Origin of the sequence: Bradyrhizobium cosmicum (assembly GCF_007290395.2) — a bacterium.
Lineage (GTDB): Bacteria > Pseudomonadota > Alphaproteobacteria > Rhizobiales > Xanthobacteraceae > Bradyrhizobium > Bradyrhizobium cosmicum.
Genome location: NZ_CP041656.2, coordinates 6,560,710 through 6,582,942, shown reverse-complemented (window position 1 = coordinate 6,582,942; position 22,233 = coordinate 6,560,710). Strand labels below are relative to the sequence as shown.

Annotated in this window: 13 protein-coding genes and 1 tRNA gene; 5 read left to right on the top strand and 9 right to left on the bottom strand. The window is 57.4% G+C overall.

The window, feature by feature from the left end; all coding sequences use genetic code 11:
* Window positions 1-73 precede the first annotated feature (73 nt).
* Entirely contained in the window at window positions 74-964 is an 891-nt protein-coding gene (locus tag FNV92_RS31355) for a LysR substrate-binding domain-containing protein (protein ID WP_015688749.1), read from the top strand.
* 112 nt (window positions 965-1,076) lie between these two features.
* Here the strand turns inward: FNV92_RS31355 and FNV92_RS31350 are convergent, their stop codons facing one another.
* The 3 genes from FNV92_RS31350 to FNV92_RS31340 all read right to left on the bottom strand — a co-directional run bounded on the left by FNV92_RS31350 (window position 1,077) and on the right by FNV92_RS31340 (window position 4,287).
* Complete coding sequence (locus FNV92_RS31350; RefSeq protein WP_143843193.1) at window positions 1,077-2,042, bottom strand: Bug family tripartite tricarboxylate transporter substrate binding protein; 966 nt, start codon at window positions 2,040-2,042, stop codon at window positions 1,077-1,079.
* Between the two features lie 27 nt (window positions 2,043-2,069).
* Window positions 2,070-2,852 carry a histidinol-phosphatase gene (gene hisN, locus FNV92_RS31345; protein ID WP_143843194.1) on the bottom strand — a complete coding sequence of 261 codons (783 nt, stop codon included), beginning with the start codon at window positions 2,850-2,852 and terminating at the stop codon, window positions 2,070-2,072.
* 544 nt (window positions 2,853-3,396) lie between these two features.
* Window positions 3,397-4,287: an N-formylglutamate amidohydrolase gene (locus tag FNV92_RS31340; protein WP_143843195.1), complete on the bottom strand. Its 891-nt coding sequence runs from the start codon at window positions 4,285-4,287 to the stop codon at window positions 3,397-3,399.
* A gap of 355 nt (window positions 4,288-4,642) precedes the next feature.
* Between FNV92_RS31340 and cpdR the strand changes: the two genes are divergently transcribed.
* Together cpdR and FNV92_RS31330 are read left to right on the top strand one after the other, a co-directional pair.
* On the top strand, window positions 4,643-5,002 hold the full coding sequence (cpdR, locus tag FNV92_RS31335; protein WP_007597092.1) for a cell cycle two-component system response regulator CpdR: 360 nt from the start codon (window positions 4,643-4,645) through the stop codon (window positions 5,000-5,002).
* Between the two features lie 76 nt (window positions 5,003-5,078).
* Window positions 5,079-5,153, top strand: a tRNA-Val gene (locus FNV92_RS31330).
* Between the two features lie 662 nt (window positions 5,154-5,815).
* Here FNV92_RS31330 and FNV92_RS31325 read toward each other — a convergent pair.
* From FNV92_RS31325 to FNV92_RS31305, 5 genes are all read right to left on the bottom strand, one after another.
* Window positions 5,816-6,025, bottom strand: coding sequence for a hypothetical protein (locus FNV92_RS31325; protein ID WP_143843196.1), 210 nt, complete (start codon window positions 6,023-6,025; stop codon window positions 5,816-5,818).
* 798 nt (window positions 6,026-6,823) lie between these two features.
* Entirely contained in the window at window positions 6,824-7,501 is a 678-nt protein-coding gene (locus FNV92_RS31320) for a 4'-phosphopantetheinyl transferase family protein (protein WP_143843197.1), read from the bottom strand.
* 2,151 nt (window positions 7,502-9,652) lie between these two features.
* Window positions 9,653-10,576, bottom strand: coding sequence for an alpha/beta fold hydrolase (locus FNV92_RS31315; protein WP_143843198.1), 924 nt, complete (start codon window positions 10,574-10,576; stop codon window positions 9,653-9,655).
* The gene (locus FNV92_RS31310; protein WP_143843199.1) at window positions 10,564-11,334 is read right to left on the bottom strand and encodes a serine aminopeptidase domain-containing protein; all 771 of its coding nucleotides are present in this window, start codon (window positions 11,332-11,334) and stop codon (window positions 10,564-10,566) included. The genes FNV92_RS31315 and FNV92_RS31310 overlap by 13 nt, the downstream gene beginning before the upstream one ends.
* Window positions 11,335-11,342: 8 nt before the next feature.
* A complete protein-coding gene (locus tag FNV92_RS31305; RefSeq protein ID WP_143843200.1) occupies window positions 11,343-17,738 on the bottom strand; it encodes a non-ribosomal peptide synthetase in 6,396 nt (2,131 codons plus the stop codon).
* 366 nt (window positions 17,739-18,104) lie between these two features.
* Between FNV92_RS31305 and FNV92_RS31300 the strand changes: the two genes are divergently transcribed.
* Window positions 18,105-19,508: an oligosaccharide flippase family protein gene (locus tag FNV92_RS31300; RefSeq protein WP_168213466.1), complete on the top strand. Its 1,404-nt coding sequence runs from the start codon at window positions 18,105-18,107 to the stop codon at window positions 19,506-19,508.
* 1,444 nt (window positions 19,509-20,952) lie between these two features.
* The gene (locus FNV92_RS31295; protein ID WP_143843202.1) at window positions 20,953-21,711 is read left to right on the top strand and encodes a hypothetical protein; all 759 of its coding nucleotides are present in this window, start codon (window positions 20,953-20,955) and stop codon (window positions 21,709-21,711) included.
* 32 nt (window positions 21,712-21,743) lie between these two features.
* Here FNV92_RS31295 and FNV92_RS31290 read toward each other — a convergent pair whose 3' ends face one another.
* Window positions 21,744-22,142, bottom strand: coding sequence for a hypothetical protein (locus FNV92_RS31290; protein ID WP_143843203.1), 399 nt, complete (start codon window positions 22,140-22,142; stop codon window positions 21,744-21,746).
* Between the last annotated feature and the right edge of the window lie 91 nt (window positions 22,143-22,233).

The window sequence follows — 22,233 nt, the reverse complement described above, 5'->3', positions numbered from 1 at the left end:
AAGCCGCGCGCCGGCGCAATCTGGAGGTTACGGAGACAGCCTTCGTCACTGACGAAAGCTGCGGAGACCAGCCATGCGTTTCGACCTCGTCGACCTCCAGCTCTTCATCGCGGTCGCCGACCAGCGCAGCATCACCCGCGGCGCGGAGCGGTCGCATCTCGCCTTGGCCTCGGCCAGCGCCCGCATCAAAGGGCTCGAGGATGCTCTAGGCGTCGCGCTGCTCAAGCGTGGCCGCCGCGGCGTCGAATTGACGGCGGCGGGCGAGAGCCTGCTCGACCATGCCCGGGTCGTCATCCATCAGATCGACGCCATGCGCGGCGACCTCGCCGGCTTTGCCAGCGGCGTGCGCGCCAGCGTGCATTTGCTCGCCAACACCTCGGGGCTGTCGGAGCATCTGCCCAAGGCGTTGGCCGGCTTCCTGCGCGAGCATCGCGACGTCGCCATCGACATCGAGGAGCGCGAGAGCACCGACATCGCGGCGGCGATCACCGCGGGCGCTGCCGATCTCGGTTTTGCCGCCGAGCATGCGCTGCCCGATCATATCGAGCGCTTCGCCTTCAGCGAGGACCGCCTGACCCTGGTCACGTCGCGCCGCGGCCCCTTCGCCGGCCGCCGCCAGATCGACTTCAAGGAGGCGGGCGCTTGCGACTTTGTCGGGCTGACCAGCGCCACCGCGCTTCAGGTCCATATTTCCAAGCACGCCGCACGGCTCGGGATGCGTCCGCATTTCCGCGCACGGTTGCGCGACTTCGACGCGATCTGCCAGATGGTCGCCGCCGACGTCGGCGTCGCGCTGGTGCCCGAAGCCGCCGCCCGCCGCTGCGCCAAGCTGATGCCGCTCGCCATGGTCCGCCTGCGCGATGCCTGGGCCAACAGGCGCCTCGTGATCTGCGCGCGCAGCTTCAAGGCGCTGCCACGGCCGGCCAAGATGCTGGTGGAGCATTTGCGGGCCGAGGCGGTGTGAGAGGGGACCCCACAAATTCGTCATGCCCGGGCTTGTCCCGGGCATCCACGTTCTTCGTGCCGAGTGGGAGAGACGTGGATGGCCGGGACAAGCCCGGCCATGACGGTGTGGCCTACTTCGCCGTCTCGACCCCGGCGTCCTTGATCACCTTGGTCCATTTCGCGGTCTCGTCCGCGATGAATTTGCGAAAATGCTCTGGCTCGTCACCAACGAGCGTCGCGCCCTGGGCGGCGAGCTTTTCCTTCACCGCGGGATCGGCCATCGCCTTGGTCGCCAGGCCATGCAGCGCCGCGACGATCTCCTTCGGCGTGCCCTTCGGCGCCACCATGCCGTACCAGTTCTCGATGCGCAGGTCGGGAAAGCCGGCTTCTGCCGTCGTCGGCACGTCAGGCGCAGTCGGTGATCGCTCGGCCGAGCCGACCGCGATCGGCCGCAGGGCGCCTGCCTTGACCTGCGGCAGCAGCACCGGCAGGTCCAGGAACGTCATTTGCACCTGCTGGCCCAGCAAATCATTCACCGCCGGCGCGGCGCCGCGATAGGGCACGTGGACGATGTCGATCCTGGCTGTCAGCTTGAACAACTCGCCGGCCAGATGCGGCAGGCTGCCGGGGCCGGAAGACGCGAAGTTGAGCTTGCCGGGCTGCGCCTTGGCCAGCGCGATCAGCTCGCCGATGTCCTTGGCCGGCACGTTGGTGGCGACGACAAGCATTTCCGGCACGGTCGCAACCAGCGTCACCGGTGTGAGGTCGGCCAAAGTGTCGTAGGCGACCTTCTCCATGCTCGGGCTGATCGCAAGCGCGCCGGCGCTCGATATCGCGATGGTGTAGCCGTCAGGCTGGCTCTTTGCGACCGCGTCGGTGCCGAGCACGCCGCCCTGGCCGCCGCGATTGTCGATCAGCACCGGCTGGCCCGACAGCTCCGACATGCGCTGGCCGATCACGCGGGCGATGATGTCGTTGGGGCCGCCGGCCGGGAACGGCACGATCAGCTTGATCGGCTTGGCCGGGAAATTCTGCGCCGACGCCATCGTCGGCAGCAGCAGCAGGATCGTGAGGAGCAGCGTGCGGGGGATCTTCATGCGGGCTCCTGCAGGCTTCTTAACGGCCTATTGGTTGAGCAGCTTCAGTGCTTCTTCGTGAACCCGGGCGTCACCGGCGGCGATGATGCGGCCGCCGCCTTGCGCCGGCTTGCCTTCCCAGGTGGTGACGACGCCGCCGGCGCCGGTCACGATCGGGATCAGGGCCGCGATGTCGTAGGGCTTCAGCTCGGTCTCGACCACGAGGTCGACGTGGCCGGCCGCGAGCATGCAATAGGAGTAGCAATCGCCGCCATAGCGCGACAGCCGCGCGCCCTGCTCGATCCGTCCGAAAATGGCGCGGTCGCGCTCGTTCATCAGCAACGGGCTGGTGGTGTAGGTCGTCGCCTCCGACAGCGAAGCGCAGCGGCGGACCTGGAGCCGGCGCTCGCCGGAGGGGCCATGATAGGTGGCCGAACCATTGTCGCCGGAGAAGCGTTCGCCGATGAAGGGCTGGTGCATCATGCCGTACACAGGCGTGCCCTTGTGCAGCAATGCGATCAGCGTGCCCCAGATCGGAAATCCACCGATGAAGGATTTGGTGCCGTCAATGGGATCGAGCACCCAGACATAGTCGGAATCCTCGCGCTCATTGCCGAATTCCTCGCCGACGATACCGTGCTGGGGGAAGCTGGCCTTGATCAGCCGCCGCATCACCGCTTCGGCGGCGCGGTCGGCCTCCGTCACGGGGTCGAAATCCTTGGTCTTGCTCTTGTCGTCGATCGACAGCGAGGTGCGGAAGAACGGCAGGATGGTTTCGCCGGAGGCGGTCGCGAGCCGTCCGATGAAGGCGGAGAAGTCGATCACCGTCACGGCGTATCCTCAAAACGAAAGTCGGGTGAAGCTCGCTCCTGCCTAGCTTAAATCGTCTCTCCCGTGCAGCGCTGTCTTGATTTGCTCCCTGGTATTTTGGATGCCGAGGCGGGTTGACTTGTCCCTGTCACATGGTGGCCAAATATCGATCATTGAGTTGAAAACTTAGTTCCGAATATGCCTCGTTCGTATGCAAATGACTATCAACCCATTGAATTTCCTTATCAAAGAAACTGAATCTGGGTTTCTGTATAAGCAATTGAGCCATGTGCGTTTTGCATGGGAAATGGCTCGAAAGCCCTTGCACTTTGTGCGTCGCGGCCGCATATTGTTGCGGTGCGGTAGCGCTCTGCGTTACCGCTGCCCTCCTTGGGCGTTTCCTCCCTAGACTTGGGCCGCTTCTTCATCAGAAGCGGCCCTTTTTTCTTATGGCCTCCATCTTCACTTCAGCCGCGCGAAAACGCGAAGCGAAGATTCGGCGTTCGATATGCTCGCAGCTGTGTTGGGTTGATCCGCGACGTGATCGCGCGGCGACGGCTTGCGCCTATTCCGCCGCGGCCTGGAACGGGCCGAGGTCGCCGAACGGGATCGTGGTCGCCAGCACGTCGGCGAGCACGCCGAAGTCGGAGGCAACCTGGCCGAAGCGCGGACCGCGCTCGCGCCGCCGCTCGTCCATGTAGATCCCGCGGTTGAGCTCGAGCTGCACGGCGTGCAGGCCGCTCGCGGGATTTCCGTAATGCTCGGTGATGAAGCCGCCGGCATAGGGCTTGTTGCGGCCGATCGAATAGCCGAGCCCGCCCATGGTCTCCTCGACCCTGTCGGCAAGCAGCGGCGTGCAACTCGTGCCGTAGCGATCGCCGATCACGATGTCCGGCCGGCGCGGCTCGTCGCGGGAGACGCCAACCGAGGGCATCGAATGGCAGTCGACCAGCACCACGGTGCCGAATGTCTGGTGCACCTTGTTGATCAGCCGGCGCAGCGCGCGATGGTAGGGCTTGTAGAGCGTTTCGATCCGCGCCAGCGCATCGTCGACCACGATGCGGTCGCGGTAGATCTCCTGGCCGTCGCCGACCACGCGCGGAATGGTGCCGAGCCCGCCCGCGACCCGCATCGAGCGCGTATTGGCAAAGCTCGGCAGGCGGCCGGTGAACATGCGGGGATCGAGCTCGTAGGGCTCGCGATTGACGTCGACATAGGAGCGCGGAAAGTTGACCCGCACGGTCGGAAAGCCGCGATCGCTGAGATGGCCGATCAACTCGTCCATGAAGGAATCTTCCGAGCGCCGCAGCGTCACCAGGTCGATCCGCGATGCGCTCAGGAATTCGTCCGGATAGGTCGAGCCGGAATGGGGCGAGTTGAAGATGACCGGCGCGCGCCATTGCGCGGGCTCTACGATCTCGAAGGCTGGCGACATGTCGCCGTCAAACCGGGTCATCTTCTCAGGCTTCGTCCCTTGTTCCAGGCTTGGTCCCTTGCACCGCAGGATCCGCAAAGAGGCCCGGATCGAATGATTCGGCCGATCAAGCGGCTCTTATGTGTCGTCATTGTCCGGAATCGCAACCATTCTGCCAAGCGAAAAGATGTGATCGGCACTGGAACATGTCTTAACCGTGCGGGCAGCGAGGCGGGGACTGCATCGGGCGCCGCGATTGATTCGTGCCGCGTTCGGGTTCACAAGGGGTGCGCGCCGGTCGGGCCAGGGTAAAGATTTTCACCCGAAATTTACCCTCTGTCGGGCTTAGTGAGCTGCTGCTGCCTTGTAATTGTCTTGGGGATTCGACGTTCCAGCCATGCCAAAGATCCTGCTCGCCGAAGACGACAACGACATGCGACGTTTCCTGGTCAAGGCACTGGAAAACGCCGGTTTTCAGGTTTCCTCCCATGACAACGGCATGGCCGCCTATCAACGGCTCCGCGAAGAGCCGTTCGAGATGCTGCTCACCGACATCGTGATGCCCGAGATGGACGGCATCGAGCTCGCTCGCCGGGCTTCGGAACTCGACCCGGACATCAAGATCATGTTCATCACCGGCTTCGCCGCGGTCGCCCTGAACTCGGATTCGGACGCCCCCAAGAACGCCAAGGTGCTGTCCAAGCCCGTGCATCTGCGCGAATTGGTCAGCGAAGTGAACAAGATGCTGGCGGCCTAAATCGGCCCCCTTCGGTCCTTGCACCGGCTCCCCTGAGCCGTTATAGGGACCCGACCCGAACGCAAGTGGACTTTTAGGGCGCGTAGCTCAGCGGGAGAGCACTACCTTGACATGGTAGGGGTCACAGGTTCGATCCCTGTCGCGCCCACCATCTTCTTCAATAACTTAGGCGCCCCGCGTCAGGGGCTTGAAAAGGTGGTTCCCACGAAATTTCCATGAGGGTTTATAACGAGCGGGGGTGTCGGAATGCGGGCACTCGGTCTCCAGGCCGCTGGAGAGTGATGCCGAAGCATAGCCTTGCTTCCCCCGCGTTACTCCGAAGGTAACGCAGAAATGCGCCCCTAGCTCATGTCTCCGTATCGAGGAAGAATAGCCGGGCGAGCGGCTCGTTTACATTCGGGCCTCACGTCATCCAACGAGGCGCTGGGCCGGGGCGATCGCCGCGACTACACCGCCAAGCTATCGAAGCGGGTGAAGCCAGGCGACAACACGGTTCGGCGTTTCATCTCGGCTGCCCAATACCTGGGAGAGCAAGTCGGGTGCGCGGGAAATCGTTTGCTCAGTGCCAAAGGAGGTACCGGTTTGGTCGTATCCATCAACGGATCAGCCGTGACGTACCGATTATGGGCTCGCCATCAGTGCTCGAACAATCGGTGCAATGTGCCGTCATATGGCGAAGTCGACGCGGCGGTGTTATGCGCTTGCGCCGGTTACGCTGTGTCAATGAGCTCCTCAAATTAGGACCTGCCTGTACTGGAAGACTCCAGTGCCCGGTACTCGTGGAGGGTCTCGGTAGCACAGCGAAATCGAGGATCACTGATCCTCTTCTTCGCCGTCGGAGGATGAAGGGCGGACCATTCCAAAACCCTTCGGCCTGAGCACGCGCACCTCGGAGCGACGGAGTTCGGTTTCCAGTTCCACGAGAGCGACTTCAATGCGCAGCCTTCGGAGTCTCTCCATCGCCGCGTCGATTTGTTGTTCCGACAGTTGCTTGGATTTTCGAGAAAGAAAGGGGATCTTCATAGCGATTCCTCTTGCACAACTCGACATACCCAAATTCGTTGCGTACTTTTCTCATGAAATCCAACGAGTGCGAGACGCACTGTTCTATCGCAACAGGCTTGCTGATCAGTTTCCGCCAAAGTTGCTTTGGCGAGTTCCTCAAATCAGTTGCGTGGGAGTTTTCGACTTCAACCAGTTTCCTGGTTGATCGCTTTGAAATCGCGCCGCGGCCTCGCGCGTGGTTTGGGAGATTGCTTTGCAAAGCGAAATCACGTCCGCAACCAGTTCTCGACGCAACGAAATGAAAGGGATGTCTCAGAGCTCCATGTCCTCCGCGCACTACTGGCGGCGCTCAACATTCAAAGCGGAGTACCGATGGACCGCTGGTATTACCTGCGTTCATGCAATGATCGAATTTTCTCGGACTGCTACGTAGCGTCGCGACACCAGATTTCGATTGCGTTGGCCGCAGCGTCAGCCGTGCTTCGTTTGCCTGGCAACGAGTCCCACGAGTTCGCCGCAACAGTACCTTTATGAGCACCGTAACGAGTTATGGACCGTATTGGGTCGCTGTAATCCTGGCGGTCCTCGCAAAAAAGATCGGCCTATTCTTGGTCGTGGGGCGGAACTGTTGACCGATGTAGCGCCAGCCCGCGGGCTCTCGATCTTACATGCAGACAAGCTCGCCTTAGATGGGCAGCCGCTGATGGGTAGTTCAGATGCTTCGAGCACAAATTTGATTTTTGTTGCGCCACGATCGCCAGGAAACATCTCTCCTCTCCGCAACCTGCTGTACGGAGGCATGATCAGTCGACCAGACTACCGCCTGGCAGTGCTTTGTTGCACAGGCATCGCAACCACCGCGACCATATGTCCACAGCTGTTACCAAAACGCCCTTGAATCACGCGGTAACCGGCCAACGAAGGTTTCGACAGCTGGACCAACTCTGCATGGAAGGATTGATCATGCATGTCGATCGTCACCGAAACGTCATGAAATTCCAGGAAGGTACCTGTAACTGGGAAATAGGACTTGTAGAACGCCTCTTTGATGACAAAGAGCAGCTTACCCGTGTCCATTCGGTCCTGTTCGCTCGCGCGAGCCCTTGCCCGTTCTTCCGGGCGACAGACCAGAGCAATGAGATCGGGATCAAGGGCAGTATCTCCCTCAATGTCTATACCAAGTGCGCGAAAATCGTGACTTCGGGCCACAATCGCAAATGAGAGGCTATTGGAGTGTGTGATCGATCCCACAATTCCAAGCGGCCAAATCGGCTCGCGATGCTCGCCGACCGGGATGCCGCAGGATTCGGTGCCAAGAATGCTCAGTGCTGCACGGGCGTAGGCGCGACCCGCGCGAAATTCATGAGCTCTCTTGGGTACAGCACGAGCAAGCGCCTTTTCCTCAACTTCAAAACCAGGAAACTCGCGGCGACCAATCGGTCCGCCGGCGACCGCTACACCCTGAGGCAGAAGATTCTTGAGCAGGTTAATCATGATGGCAGCGAGATTTTAATTTTTTAAACTTTGCAGTAGATTTATCTCAGTGACATGCCAAAAGGTCGTCAGGAAGCTTTCGAAGAATGGATTATTTTAAGCCGTGAGACCAGCGCGACGTCGGGAACTGCCGGTCATTAAGCAGGGCGCATTTCCGTCAGGTGGCGGATTCATCATTTGTCTGCTACTGGGCCTCATTGCTACGGTTGCATACTTTCACTGATTTTCGAGCTTTGAGTTTCTGTTGTGGATTTATCGTCGATCTCGGATCACGCCAGTCCGCTATAGGGCTTGAAAAGCCGGTAACAAAATCAAGTGATTGCTTGAACTTAATGTCGAAGTCTTCCCGCTGGTGCCGCGAGGCGGTTGTTCAGACAACACCCCTTGCATGCTGTTTCTCGCGGCTGAGCCGCGTAGTTTGTCTCGTTCGATCAAGCTGCTCGCCTAGCGGGTGCGAGACATGAAAGTCCTGCCACGGAGCAAAACAAAAGCTCCGCTTGGGGTTCACCCAACGCCGTTAGCTTCGCCGCAACTGATTTCTTGAGGCTGTCATTCAAATTAGTCGAGTCGCCTCAGCTTCGCAGCTTCGCATTAAAGCACACTCGTATTTCGAGCAGTTTCTCATCGCATGATGGCGAGCGAAACTACGGAGTATACTAAATCAACTGAGGGGCGGACGGGCGGCGAATTCACAAGAAGCTAAATTTGTATTGCCAGCTCCATAAATAAGGCTAAGGTTAGGCGGATAGTTTTATGCTTTTATGTGAGGGGCCTTTGAGTAGTTCCACCCCGAGTCTCCGACGTATTTATGAGGCAGATCTAAAGCTGAAAGGCATAATGCTGGATATCCAGCGGCTGCGCGGGCTTGTGACTCGAGCAGAGGCCGAGGTGCATAATAGGCGAAAAAGAGTTCGGTTGGGACAAATTCGTGACCTTGGGTGCCTCCGAAATACAAGTCTAGAAACGATCGCAACTCGCCTTACCGTCTTCTCTAGAAGGGAATTCCGGTAAGTTTGATTTGGTATGCCGGTCCTTCAGTCTGCATAGCGCTATCGAGTTGGATAACACTCGTTCGTATGCTTGGGACCTGAAGATATTTTAATCAGATCTGATTTCAGCTGCGGCCTGACGCGACTCTTTCATAGCGGCATTGGTGCTTGCCGCCCACTTACTGAGAGAATGTCGCCCAACCTGATCATTGACTGTAATAATCCGTGTCGCGATAGACCACCCCGGCATGGGCGAGGGCAGTTGAAGAAGGACGATCTTCGCGAACCCAGCGGCCGGATATCGCTTCGAGCGCGAAGACCGTGTCTCTTAACTCTATCAATCAAGCATAATGTTAAACACGTCTTGTCCGATCAGAGCGGTAGATTTAATTTGTTGGCTATTGATTTCATTCGTTTGATTAAGAAGAAATCGCATCGTGTGGTTCTACATCGGGATAGCGTCGATTTCATTAGTGGTCGCTGTACTTGCCTTCGTCCTGTACATCGCCTTCAACTTGCCCGAAGACATTTATCTCGATGAGGACTAGGCACTCTAGGTATAATCATTGAGCGTCTGAGTGGTCGTAATTCAAGGTCCCTGGACGACCTTCAATCACGAGTCGGTACGATGTCTCCGAGAAGATTGGCGTTTGATCACAGCCCCTGCCGCCCAACAAACCGCGCGTGCGTGGCGCGGGTGGATGACCGACTCATCATCAATGCGATCTTTTATGTCTCGAGATGGGATCGTCTTGGCAGGATCTGCCCAATCGATACGGACCTCAGCGACCATCAATAATCGCTACAACCGCTGGCCAAAGGCTGGCATCGGGCGGGCCGCGGATTTTCGAGACATCTGTTGCAATCATCCCTATCCCTGCACTTCATAGACTCCTCGGTCATTCGCGTTCACACCAGCTTGCAGCCGGTAGCAAAAAGGGGCGCACGGATTCACACCAAGGCCCGCTCTCGTGGAGAACTGAGGACCAAGATCAACGCCGTCGTGAGACGAAATTCGCGCCAATCGGGCGCGCATCATCTCGAGCAGGCGGCGCGGCCGATGGGGTGATTGGATCTGTCGTTCTGCTCGCTCGTTGAATGAACGAGGAATGAACTGAGCTGAGGTTCGTCCGCGCTGACGATGCGCGCGAGGCAATATCTGTCATGCTGACCAAAGCGCTGTAACGTCTGCAATAGGTGGCGTCAGCGGCGTCGAGCGTTCGAATGGCGTGTTTTTGCACCAGCTTGCCACCAGTTCGTCGAGTTCGCTCCTCGACCTGATGGAGCTGAAAGTGTGATCAGCGTTCTGAAAAAACTCCAATTGCAAGGAATCGCCGAACGAAACCTTGGAGAAGGCGTTGATGAACTGTTCGCGGTAGGTTTGCCGAGGCGCATGATGCTGCCCCGTGCAAATCACAAGAAATTTCACCCCTGCCTGGGCAGTGGCCTCATAGGCTTTCTCGAGTGAAGCGCGAGGGTCTAATCCATGATATTCTAGGTGCAATGGGCCCCCGTCCAGATGCAGGGTCCGCGAAATATGTTCGAACAGGCGCCTCAGAAGCTTGCTCTTGTGTAGGCGAAAATTCCTCCAGTTCCTGACGTCCCGCAAACGGTGTGAGAGATAGTCGAAGAAGTAGCGGGCGGTTGGCGGGATGTAAGGATCAATCAATACCAGCCCGACGACGCGAGGATCGGAAAACCCGTACAGGATTGCGTGATCGGCCCCGGAACAAAGGCCGATCAGCACGACCCGCGAAATCCCGCGCGTTGTCTGCAGCCATTCCAGAGCGGCCTCGATGTCCGTCAAATTGGACTGAAGAAGCGGCTGATCCGACAAATGGGGCGAGCTGTCGCCAAGACCGGAGAAGTCGAACCGCAGGACCGTGATGCCGGTTCGAGCAAGCTTCCGGGACATTCCGACGTACATGCGGTGATGGCCGACGCGGTGAATTGTTCCAGTGTTCAGGATGACGACGGCCAGTCTGTTTTCGTTGGACGGCACAGCTGGATCCGCAACGATTCCAACCAGCCCCTTCTCGCGACCGAATTGGGCGATCTTCTCGACAATGTGTGTTACCGAAGCCACTTCAGGATCCGTTCAAATACCTCGACTGGCAAACCCTCTTCTTGGTCTGCAGAATCCCTCCAGGGTGAGGGGGCTTCGAGGATCGCAACTTCGCTGTCCTTCGAGGCGCTGCCGATGTTGCACTCTCGATGCTGATTGTTGCTGAAAATCGTCAAGACATTCGAGGGGAGCCGCACTTCACGCGAGGACAGATCAATGGACCTCAAGCCATCGATAAAAGATGATGAAACAAGAAGGCCTCCCAGTTGGGATGCAGCAACCTCCGGCGGTCCACACATTGGAGAAACGGGCGTGGTTTCGCGGCGATCGCCTTGCGGAGTTTGGAGTGACTTGAGGTAGTCGGTTCCGCACAAAATTGGATCCCACAGGACGACGCTGTCGACCCTGGCGGGCAACTGCGGTGCCGCTTCCACGACGAGTGTGGCGCCGAGCCGCATGCCGATGATGGCGATACGCGACGTTCCACTCATTTCCGTCAATTCCCTTAACGCCGTGCCGATATCGTTCTTCCAGCCGTCGAGTTCCGCGTCAATGGTCTCTCCGCCGGAATCGCCTGCGCCGAAGTAGTCGAACCTCAATGTGTCAAAGCCCGCGGCGCAAAGTCGCTTAGAAAGAACCCGCATCGCTCGATGTGCGTTGGTATATTCTGTCCCCCATGATCCGCACAGCAGCGCAGCGCCTGCGCCACCGCGGTGCGTTGCCGGTTCGAAGGAGCCGAACAGGGAGCGTTTCTTTGATCCGAAGAAGAACGGCAACATCGCAAGAGTTACTCGTTTTCACGATTGGCGTATTCGGCGAATTGCCGCAGAGTCTTGAAGTAGAGGGTTCGTGGATCTAATGTGCGCCCAGTGCGCTGTTTGATGATGCTGACCATTCTTACCGCCAGCAGAGAGTGTCCACCCAATTCAAAGAAATTGTCGTCTGCACCGATTTCCCTCACATGGAGCAACTCACGCCAGACGTCGGCGACCAGTTTCTCGATGGCTGAGGCCGGATCGATTCGCTCCGGATCCATCCGTACTTGGGCCATGAAAGGATCCGGCAAGGCCTTGCGATCGACCTTTCTGTTCGGCGTCATAGGGATGTTGTCTATCGGCACCACAACGGCCGGGATCATGTAGTCCGGAAGGTGATTCCGGAGGTAGTTTCGCAACTCACTGACGATTACATCTTCGTCCCTGTAAACGACATAGGCGACCAGCCGGCAATCTGACGAACTCAGTTCCCGTGCGACGACGACCGTGTCAGCTACAGCAGGATGCTGTCGCAACACCGACTCGATCTCGCCGATTTCGATCCGAAAGCCCCGCACTTTGACCTGACTATCAATGCGGCCAAGGTGAAAAAGCTCGCCGTTTGAACTCCATTTGCCCAGGTCACCGGTCTTGTAAAGTCGTTCTCCCTCGCGTCCGTTGAATGGATCCTGCAAAAACCGCTCTGCAGTGGCTTCCGGGAGGTCCTGATATCCAATTGCGACACCGTCGCCGGCGATCAGAATTTCGCCGGGAATTCCTATCGGACATAGTTCACCTTCTCGATCCGCAATGTAAATGCGAGTGTTCTCGATCGGGCCGCCTATCGAAATGGGCCCGTCGCCCGGCTCAATTCGCGCAACAGTCGACCAGATCGTCGTCTCGGTCGGCCCATACAAGTTCCACAATTCGCCCACTCGGGCGAGTAGCGCGTCCGCGAGATCGCGAGAGAGCGGTTCACCGCCGCACAAGGCACGCAGCTTTCCGTCACCTTTCCAGCCGCCGTCAATGAGCATGCGCCAAGTTGCCGGCGTCGCCTGCATAACGGTAGCACCACTGTCCGCAAGCAATTGGGATAGCGCGGTCGCATCGGACGCCGTGGTCTTGGAAGCCAGCTCGATACATGCGCCGATACTCAGGGGCAAATAAAGTTCGAGCCCGGCGATATCGAACGAAATGGTCGTGACGGCAGCCATCACGTCGGTGGGATGCAAGCCCGGGCGTCGTGACATCGAAGAGAGGAAATTCGATAGTGAATGATGGCCGACGACGACGCCCTTCGGTCGCCCCGTCGATCCCGACGTATAAATAATGTAGGCGGTTCTTTCCTTCGACGAGTCGATCGGGCATCCGCGGTCGCTTGCGGCTCCGGTGACGATCGTGAGGGAGCTGCTATCGAAGTGAAGTATGTCGTCAGGCGCAACAATATGGTCGTTGGAATCCGCGTCCGTAATCAAGGCGCGAACCTTGCTATCGGTCAGCATATACGACAGTCGGTTTGCGGGGAATGACGGATCAAGGGGGACATAGTATGCTTCCGCCTTTTGTATCCCGAGCAGGAGCACGACCATGTCGATCGATCGGGCCATACAAAGCGCTATTCCGGCGCCTGGTTGGATACCGAGACTACGCAGATTATTTGCGACGACGCCGGCGCGCGCGTTGAGAGCAGCGTAGGTGATCGTTTGCCCGCAGAAGGATATCGCGGGTGCGTCGGGGGACCGGACGACCTGCTCTTCGAACATCGTTATGAATCGCGGCCTGCTTGCGCACGGCGTAATACAAGTACCCGCGTAGCGTAGAAGCTGAGTGCGCTCCACCTCAGGTAAAATCGGAACCGATGCGACATTGGAGGTAGGGTCGTCCGCGAGCTGTTCGAGAATGCGAAGGTACTGGGCCGCAAAACGCTCGATCGTGCGCTGCTCGAACAGATCCGTATTGTACTCGAACGTGATGCTGTGCGACACTTGAGCATCCATAGACAGGCTCAGTTCGAATTGAGCGCCCCCGCGGTCGATGACGGCCGGCTCCCACTTCAACCCGTCAAATGAAACGCCGTGAAACGGGGCGTTCAGCATATTGAACATCACCTGCACGAGAGGTGCTCTGTTGTTTTCCCGTGCGGCCGAAATGTCCTGCACCAATCTGTCGAAGGAAACGTCCTGCCGGGCGTAAGCATCGAGTGCAACAGTGCGGACCCGCTTTAGGAGCGCTAGAAAGCTGGGCCTGTCCGAGAGATCAATGCGTAGGGCAAGAGTATTGACGAATGTCCCTACGAGGTTCTCCAAATCGCTGTGGGTACGATTCGCGATCGGCACTCCGATCGCGAAATCGTCTTGCCCGGTCAAGCGATACAACTGAAGAGCGAACGCCGCCAAGGTCGTCATGAAAAGGGTGCATCCCTCACGCTTACTCAGTCGATCCAGCTTCGACAGTACCGACGGGTCTATCGATGTCAGATAGCTCGCGCCATTCAATCCACGTACTTGCGGTCGAACGAAATCGGTCGGAAGCTCAAGTGCGGGCAGCCCTTGCAGTTGCTCGCGCCAATACGCCAACTGCGTCTCATGGTGGCTTTGCTGCTGTCGCTGCCACGCTACATAATCGTGATAGCGAAGCTTGAGTGGTTCAAGCGCCACGCTTTGTCCGATCCGTAACGCATTGTATGCGGCGGCCAATTCTCGTGCAACGATTCCGACCGACCATTGGTCGCCCGAAATATGGTGCAGGGTCAGCTGAAGCAGATGTTCTTTGTCTGCGATCTGGAACAGTGACGTCTGAAAGACCGGGCCGCGGGATAGATCAATTGGAGTTTGCGCGGCTGCTTGAGCCATCCGCATTGCCTCGGCCAGTGCCGAGTTCCCGAGAAAGCGCAGATCGGTCGCGCTGAGTTCTTGAGGCTGCCAAGCGTTGATCTGTTGCCGTACTTCGCCGTTCACCTCTTGAAACGTAGTCCGCAAATTTTCATGCCGCCGGCGCATCTCATCCAGGGCGCGAGAAAGAGCCTCTCCATCCAGATCGCCGAATAAACGTACAGCACCACTCAGATTGTAGGCTGTATTTTTCGGATCGAGTGACTGTATGAGCCACATTCGTTGCTGTGAATAAGAGAGTGTCGAAGGCACTTCCACTGATGGAGCTATTGGAGCGACGATACGCGTAAGCGATTTATCGCTTCCATCCGAATCGGAATCCGGCGATCGATGACCAACACCGCGGGACTGCACAACGGACTGTTTGGTCGCTCCTATGGCTTGCTCGATTTGTCGCGCCAGATCGTTCAAGGTCTGAGCTTCGAAGATCATGTGAAGCGGAATTTCAAGATTGAAAATTCGGGATAGGCGCGAGGCGACTTGGGTTGCCAGTAGGGAGTGGCCGCCCAACTCGAAGAAATTGTCGTACCGTCCAAAATGCTCGATCCGAAGCACCTCTTGCCAGATCGCATGGAGGGCAATTTCTGTACTTCCCTGGGGCGCGAAATCGGCGACAGCATCTTCTTGGGGTGGATGTCGTGCGGCGAGCGAGGGTCGGTCCACCTTTCCGTCGGCGGTTAAAGGCAGCGCTGCGACGGGTAAATATCGGGTCGGCCTCCAGTGAACGGGAAGGCTGTGGGACGACGCCCGCTGCATAGCTGAGATCGTGAGCGGGTCTGGATGGCCGAGCGCGGCCGGGTCTGCATCGGTCTCGGTGAAATAAGCTAGCAGCTCGCGCATACACACAGTGTTCTCGCGCAAAACGACTGCTGCGTCTTTCACCCGCTTGACTTGCTTTAGGCATCTCTCGACTTCATTCAGGTTCATCCAGATGCCGTGAAGCTCAATTTGGCCGTTGCGGCGGCCCATCAGTTCCACCGAGCCGTCTGGTTGCCACCGTCCAGAGTCGCCGGTCTTATAGAGCCGGATATCCGGATCGTCCGGGGCAACGATTGACGAAACGAACCGCTCTTCATTGAGCGCCGGTTGCCGGAAATAGCCCCGCCCGATGCCGGCATCGGCGATGTAGATCTCGCCCGTGGCTCCTACTGGTACCGGCTGCATCAATTGATCGAGAATATAGATTTGGGTATTCGTGATCGGACGTCCAATTGTGTTTGAACTTAGATCAGCAGCTAGACACTCACGGTGAGAGGCCTCGGACGCTCCGTCGGTTGGCTGATAGAGGTCGTAAAGCCTTATATCCGGCAGAAGCTCGAGGCAGCGTCGCGAAACCTGCGGCGAAAGCCGTTCGCCGCTACAGAGAATGCGGCGGATGGACCTGCAGCTATCCATGTCGGCACAATTGAGGAACGACGACAGGGCCGACGCAAAGAAGTGGATGGTCGTGACGCTATGCGCGCGGATCAACTGTTTTAGATACAGCGGCTCGAGATATCCGCGAGGTTTCGCCACGACAAGTTTCGCCCCAACCGTGAGTGGCCAGAAGAATTCCCAAACGGATGCGGACAGTTGCAGCGATGTCTTTTGCAGAACGCAGTCATTGTCCGATAGACGATATTGGTCCTGCATCCACTGCAACCGACTTACAATCCCCTGGTGCTCGTGCTGCATTCCCTTTAGGTCGCCCGTGGGGCCCGGCGCAAATATCACGGCGGCGAGGTTGCCGGGCGCCAATCTCATCGCCTCGTCCTCAAGGTCGGGCCCGGCGAATTGCGCAAGGTCTGCTTCATCGATAGAGATGACTTTATAGCGAGTGTCCTGCAGGTGCGCCCGCAGGTGACCTGCGGTCAGCACGACCGACGGATCGATTGCCCGGAGCAAGGATGCCATTTGGTCCGATGCCAGATCCGGATCGATCGGGACATAGGCTCCCCCCGCCTTCAAGACAGCGATGACAGCCACCAGCATGTCGATGGACTGGCAGAGGTAGACGGGAACCAAGACCTCTGGCCCGACTCCTTCACTACGCAGACGGTGGGCGAGCTTGTTGGAAAGAACATTCAATTGAGAGTAGGTCAGACTGATATCTTCAAAGCAGACTGCAATCGCATTCGGACTAGCTTTCACCTGCCGCTCGAAGAGCCGGTGAACAAGCGTATCGCCAGCATGGCCGTCGCGATTGCCGGCGAAACCGATCAGTATCCGCTCTCGCTCAGTGGATGTGAGCAGATTAGCGCGACCGCAAATCGTGCTTGGCCTTGCGGTGCACTGATTTATCAAGTCGCAGAGTTTGTGAAGGTGCTGATCGAGTTGCTCGACGGTATATTTGGCGGAATTGCCGACAATGTCGATCCGGTATCCGGTTTGGACCGAACCTCCATAATAGACAAATTGGATATCCTCCACGCGCCAATTACCCAGCGGAGCGCGGCGGATGGGGTAGTCTGCGAATTCGATATCCTCATCAAGCGGCATATAATTCGCGAAGACAGAAAAAATGTCGTTCTGCGGCAAGATCCCCAGATCGCGCCTGAGGTCTTCGATCCGGTATAACTGATGACGGAAGGCCCCCCGCATTGCTCGAACGGTACGTTGCAACAGGGCATCGAAATCCTCGTCTAGGTTTACGTTGAGGCGAAGGGGGATGACGTTGGCCGCCATGCCGACGGCGCGTCTCGATTGACTTCCAAGTCTCGCCGATACCTGCATCCCGAGCACGATGTCGCGGGCTCCCGTCATGCGACAAAAATAAAGAGCGATGCCGGCCATCATCACGGCCGCGGCACTCGATCCGTAAGCACGGCTGAGGCGCTCAATCTCCACGTCGCCGGGAATCCACCCGGTGAGCTGCCGCACGCCCTGTCGCGTGGCGCTGATGGTTGAAAGACTTGCAGTCTTCGGTCGATTCCTAAGGACGGTCAGCCAATAGTTTCGATCGCGCACGAAATGTTGGGATTCGCGATACGCTCGTTCGGCTTCGATCAGGTCGTCCTGAGTGGCGAAGCGCTGAGGTTCGTAGTCGCTACGGCTGGTCAGATGGCCGTACAGTTCCGCGACGCGGCGGAGCAGGAGCGTCCAGCCAGCGCCGTCGTTGACCAAATGATGGTTGACGGCATACCAAAAGTAGCAGGCAGTGCCGATGCGAAGGAGAGAGAATCGAAACAAGGGGCCGCGAGCAAGGTCGAAGCTGCGAGACATATCCGTCCGCATCCATGCTTCGGCCGCCGAACGGGGATTATCCTGCGGCGTAAAGTCGACGAACGGCATAGCCCAGTCGTCGTCTCTTCCAAGGTATTGCCGGGGCCCGTCATTCGTATCCACCACTCGAAGGTGAAGCGCGTCCGCCTCCATAACTGCTTCACGCAGAGCCAATTCGAAACGTTCCTTGTCGACGGCACCGCAAATTTCGACGCACTCGCCGATATTGAACGCGGGATCGTTCTCGTCGAGCATTTGGGCCAGCCAGATACTGAGCTGGCCTTGCGATAACGGGAGAAGTTTCGAATTATCGAAATTGGAATTATCGAAGTCCAAGGGGAGTCTGCTCCTGGCCCACTCGAAATTAACGATGTAAAACTAAGTGTCCGTGGCTAAGCTATCGGAGTATCACAGATTGCATAATACTGGAATAATTCCGCCGATGCCCACATCCGCGTCATAGGATTAATAGACCGATTAGCCTGGAACCGGAGCGACTTTGCCTAGGGTGCATATATGCTGGACTGATCGGGTGTGTCGATTTGCCGCCGATTCTGCCGCGTTTTATGGCTGCCCGTTGAACCCGGAGCCTGTTGCGCGGGAAGACATTACCATCAGGGCATTCGCGACCGGTTCCATGGAGCGAGCAGGATGGGGGTGAGGGGTGCGTTCCTCTGGGCATCGTTCGGGCGATATCTCGTTATGTCGATCAATCTTGCGGTCGCAATTGTCGTCGCAAGGTTGATCGGCCCCGCCGCCTTCGGCGTTTCAGTTCTCGGCAGTTCAGTCTTCGTGATCGCAGAAGCCTTTAGAGAATTCGGCGGAGGCGCCTATCTGATTCAGCAGAAGGGGCTTACTCCGAAAAAGGTCCGCACGAGCATCACGATAAGCATTCTCGTATCAGTGGCGATTTCCCTCTGCCTGTATTTCTCCGCGGGTTTTATCGCGAATTTCTACGGTCTTACTGAGGTCGGTCGTTATATTAAGATCGCTACCATCGGATATCTTCTTGGCTCTTTCGTCTTTCCGGTTTTTGCGTTGCTGAACCGTGAAATGGAATTTCGAACCTTTGCGTTGATCAACATACTGATGGCCCTTTCCGGAGGGCTCACAAGTATTTGGTTGGCAAAGTTGGGTTTCGGCTTCCTGTCGCTCGCTTGGGCGGCGACCGCTTCGGCTGCCTCGGGGAGCATTCTCTGCCTTCTTCTTTATGCAGACCGCTCGATCTACCGGCCGTCGTTGAGCGAATGGCGCAGCGTGATGGGGTTTGGGGCCTTCGACAGCGCCGCAGCCCTAGTTTCAGCGATTGGTGAATATGCGCCTTATCTAATTATCGGGCGGACGCTGGATTCTGCAAGCGTCGGACTTGCGCAGCGCGCCGTACTTATTTCCGTGTTTCCGGAGCGCGTGATCCTCGCTGGCGTCGGAGCAGTCATGCTTCCGATCTTCTCACAAAGTGTACGCGACAAGTCAGATACGAAAGCGATCTATCTCAGTGCGCTTGAATTAATTACGGCAGTGCATTGGCCCTGCTTGGTGTTGTTGGCCGCGCTTTCGACGCCGTTAATCTCGCTTCTCCTCGGGCCTCAGTGGCTGGACGTTGCGCCGCTTGTGAGGATCCTGTGTCTTGCCGCGGCCTTTTCCTTTCCTTGGGCTCTTCAGTATCCCGTTCTCGTGGCGGTCGGGGCCGTGAGAAAGTTGCCCTTTCTGGTGGCTGTGCAGGCGGTGCTGAATACGGCGGCCGTTGCTTTGGTTGCCGGACATGGTCTTTTGGCGATCTCGTGGTGTTTGGTCGGCATCGTGCCCTTGAACGCGCTGATCGCCGTTGCGGTCGTTCGTCGATATCTTGATTTTGGCTGGGGCGATTTCTTCGGCGCACTTCGCAAAAGCATTTTGCTTTCGATTTTAAGTAGCCTTGGCCCGACTTATTTGATCTTCACTCATGGCGGGCCTGACAGCCTTTCGATCGAAGCAGGGGCGCTCGGTGTATCACTCTCGTTAGCCGGGTGGGGCATTGGACTGGTCATCACGCACCATCCCCTTCTTCAGCAACTGGTACGAGCATGTGTAATTTTAAGGCGAAAGGTTGCCGTGCAGATGTCTTAACCAGTAAAAACTTGAGAACGATCGATGCCGATCCACACCTTCTCAATCAAACCATCGTTAGATTCGGGCGAACGGGGGATCGAGTTGCGGTGTTCTTGGAAAGAAACGTAGCTCCTTGAGCAAGGATGATTTGTGGGGCATTTAATATCGCGGAGTTTGAATTCTAGCCCGCAACCTACGAGGCAAGCGGGTGCCTTTTGGCCGCAGGGCCGCGCTTTCTGAGCGCAACCGACGTTCGGTCGACCCCTCACGAGGAATGGGCAGTCCGATGCACTGAATGAGACGGGTGCGGATCGGGCTTTGTAGGAGCAGGTTTATCGCCGCTTAGTATGCTAACGCGATCCCTCCGTTCAGCCTCAGAACGCGCTATCATAGAGCTCGCGTAAATTGCGATCGCAATGCTCACGCCTATGAGCGTGCAAGCGCATGCGAGCAAGATCCACATTACCGACATTAGGGTCCCCTAGGCACCACGCCGCGCATCGGCATGTTCAACATTCCTGAGCGAATCGTGTCGCAATCAGCCACCGTCGGTAAGGGTGGTACAGGAATTAGGCGGCTTAGGGGCCTGACGTCATTCGCTTAGCGGATACATAATGGACGCCGCTCAACCCCAAGATGAAGTTACCTAGCCGTCGCAGGAGATTGGGGGGGCGCGGGATCAAATCGCCTTTGGGGGTGATAAGTACTTATTGCCCCCTAGGCTTCGGGTTCACCCGAAACGCGGTTGTGGATTGATTGAACGCCGCGCCACTACCGACGCCCCGCGAAGGCGCGCCTAAAGTCCACACTGTGCATGCTCAGAGTAATTGCAAGTCCAGAGCCTCGATCAATCACCCTATGCTCATTGAAGGCGGCACCATTGCTGGGGAAAGCCGTATGAAACTTCGCGATAGCTCCACGAACCGACCGTCGTCCTCACCGGTTGATTGCTGAAGGTGCTCGTCGCAATGACAGGGTAGCGCGGAGGGCCGCCATCTTTCGGGCAACCGGCATAGAGCGGGTAATTGTAGTACTGAAAGTCAGGTCCCCAGGAAAAGGCATTTGTCGCCCCGTAATTGTACGGCCCGGAAGCGCGTCGTGATTTGGCATCTGCGGACGCGGGTAGAAGAACCAGCAGGAGCAATCCGAACGTGCCGGCTATGCTGAAGCGGGGAGCAGCTTTCACCATGTACCTTCCCTTTCATGTCGTCCTTGTCCAAGCAACGGCGATTCGCGCGCGATGGTCGGGCTATTGTTGAACGCAGTGTAGCAGAACCGCCGCATTGTCTTTCACATTTACTTTCCGATTGGCCAATCTTTTGGAGCGGTTCATCCGGCCCCCCTTCGAGACTAAACTTCCCCTTGAGAGACCTGCGGTCGGGGCCATCAGGCCATACCTTGCGAATACTGTCGCAATTAAATACCATCGAGTCTTTATTCGTTTAATTGGCGATTGTGCGAAATGAATGTTGCAGGGGCATTGTTGCTGATTTTCGGATTCTTCCTATGCATCTCGATCGCTTGGGCAACGATCGGGTTTGTTGCCATGGGACTTGGCCTGATTTTCCTCCAAGTCGCCGCCAAACGTCCGCCGATCGAACTGGAAGAAAAATTGGTTCAACCAAATTTCCTGGACGTCTCACCCAATGAACTTGCCATCCCGTCCAAGATGGCAAGTGGAATTGAGCATAAGGAACGGTGGGAGCTTCTTTTGAGATCCGATTCGGAGCTCGCAAGCGTCGCGACAGTCCTCGGCCGATTTGGCTCCCAATATGTTGATCAACTCGCCCGAGTGTACATGGCGATCAACCGAAGAGAGCTTCTGCCTGCCATACTCGAGCTGATCCTCAGCGCCGCAAGACTTGATGCCAAACAGAGCGAGGCAGCAAAGTTGCCGGCGCAAGTAATCATCTGTGCGGATAACGCGGAGGCTACAACACCTGTATCGCCGGCTGCTCGACTGCCTTCCTCCTTGCTCACCGGCGGATCGTGCGACGCCGCAGAGGATGGCATAATGCCGTCCCGCGCGTTTGAGGAAGTGTGGGACGGTCACAAGACGGCGATCGGCGAGATCGCCACGACGTCTCCTGTGCTCGACTTCGATGACCAGAACAACCTCAAAGAACTCTTCGAAAAATTGGCTTCAATTGAGGATAACGACAATCCTTTCGCCACACCGCGCGACCGACCTGGTGGCCAGGATAGTATCCGTAAAACTTGAAGGGGCGACGAAGCGCCGAACACTTGACCTTGTCAGAGGGAATTGTGGTCGCAGCCTTCTGATCGAGGTAAGTCGATCGCGATGGAGCCTGGCTGGGCCGAGCCCTCATCATACTGCTGTACAGCTGCCGACATGAGAGCTGCCAGAGCGAAGCTTTCCTCCATCAATCGGCGTTCGATAAACTCGCTCTCCAACGAGGTAAGCGTTGTCGCCTTCAATTCACGATAGCGGCAGATATTGTTGTAGTGCGTCCGCAACCGGATGAAATCCTCCTCCATAGCGGGATTGTCGGGAAGCAATTCGCCACCTAATCCATTCTGCAGATGTTTCTCGACTTGCTTAAGCAGATCACCAGGAGCTTGAGGCCTTCTGCGTCGATGAGGACGAGGCCGATTGGCACGAAGTAAAGGTGAATTGCCGAAATACTTCATGTGAAAAGCCTTTCAAAATCAATCGCGGCCCAATTGTGACTGACGATCTACTCAAAGGCGCGGCTTCTCCTCCCATAACCGCCACCTCATC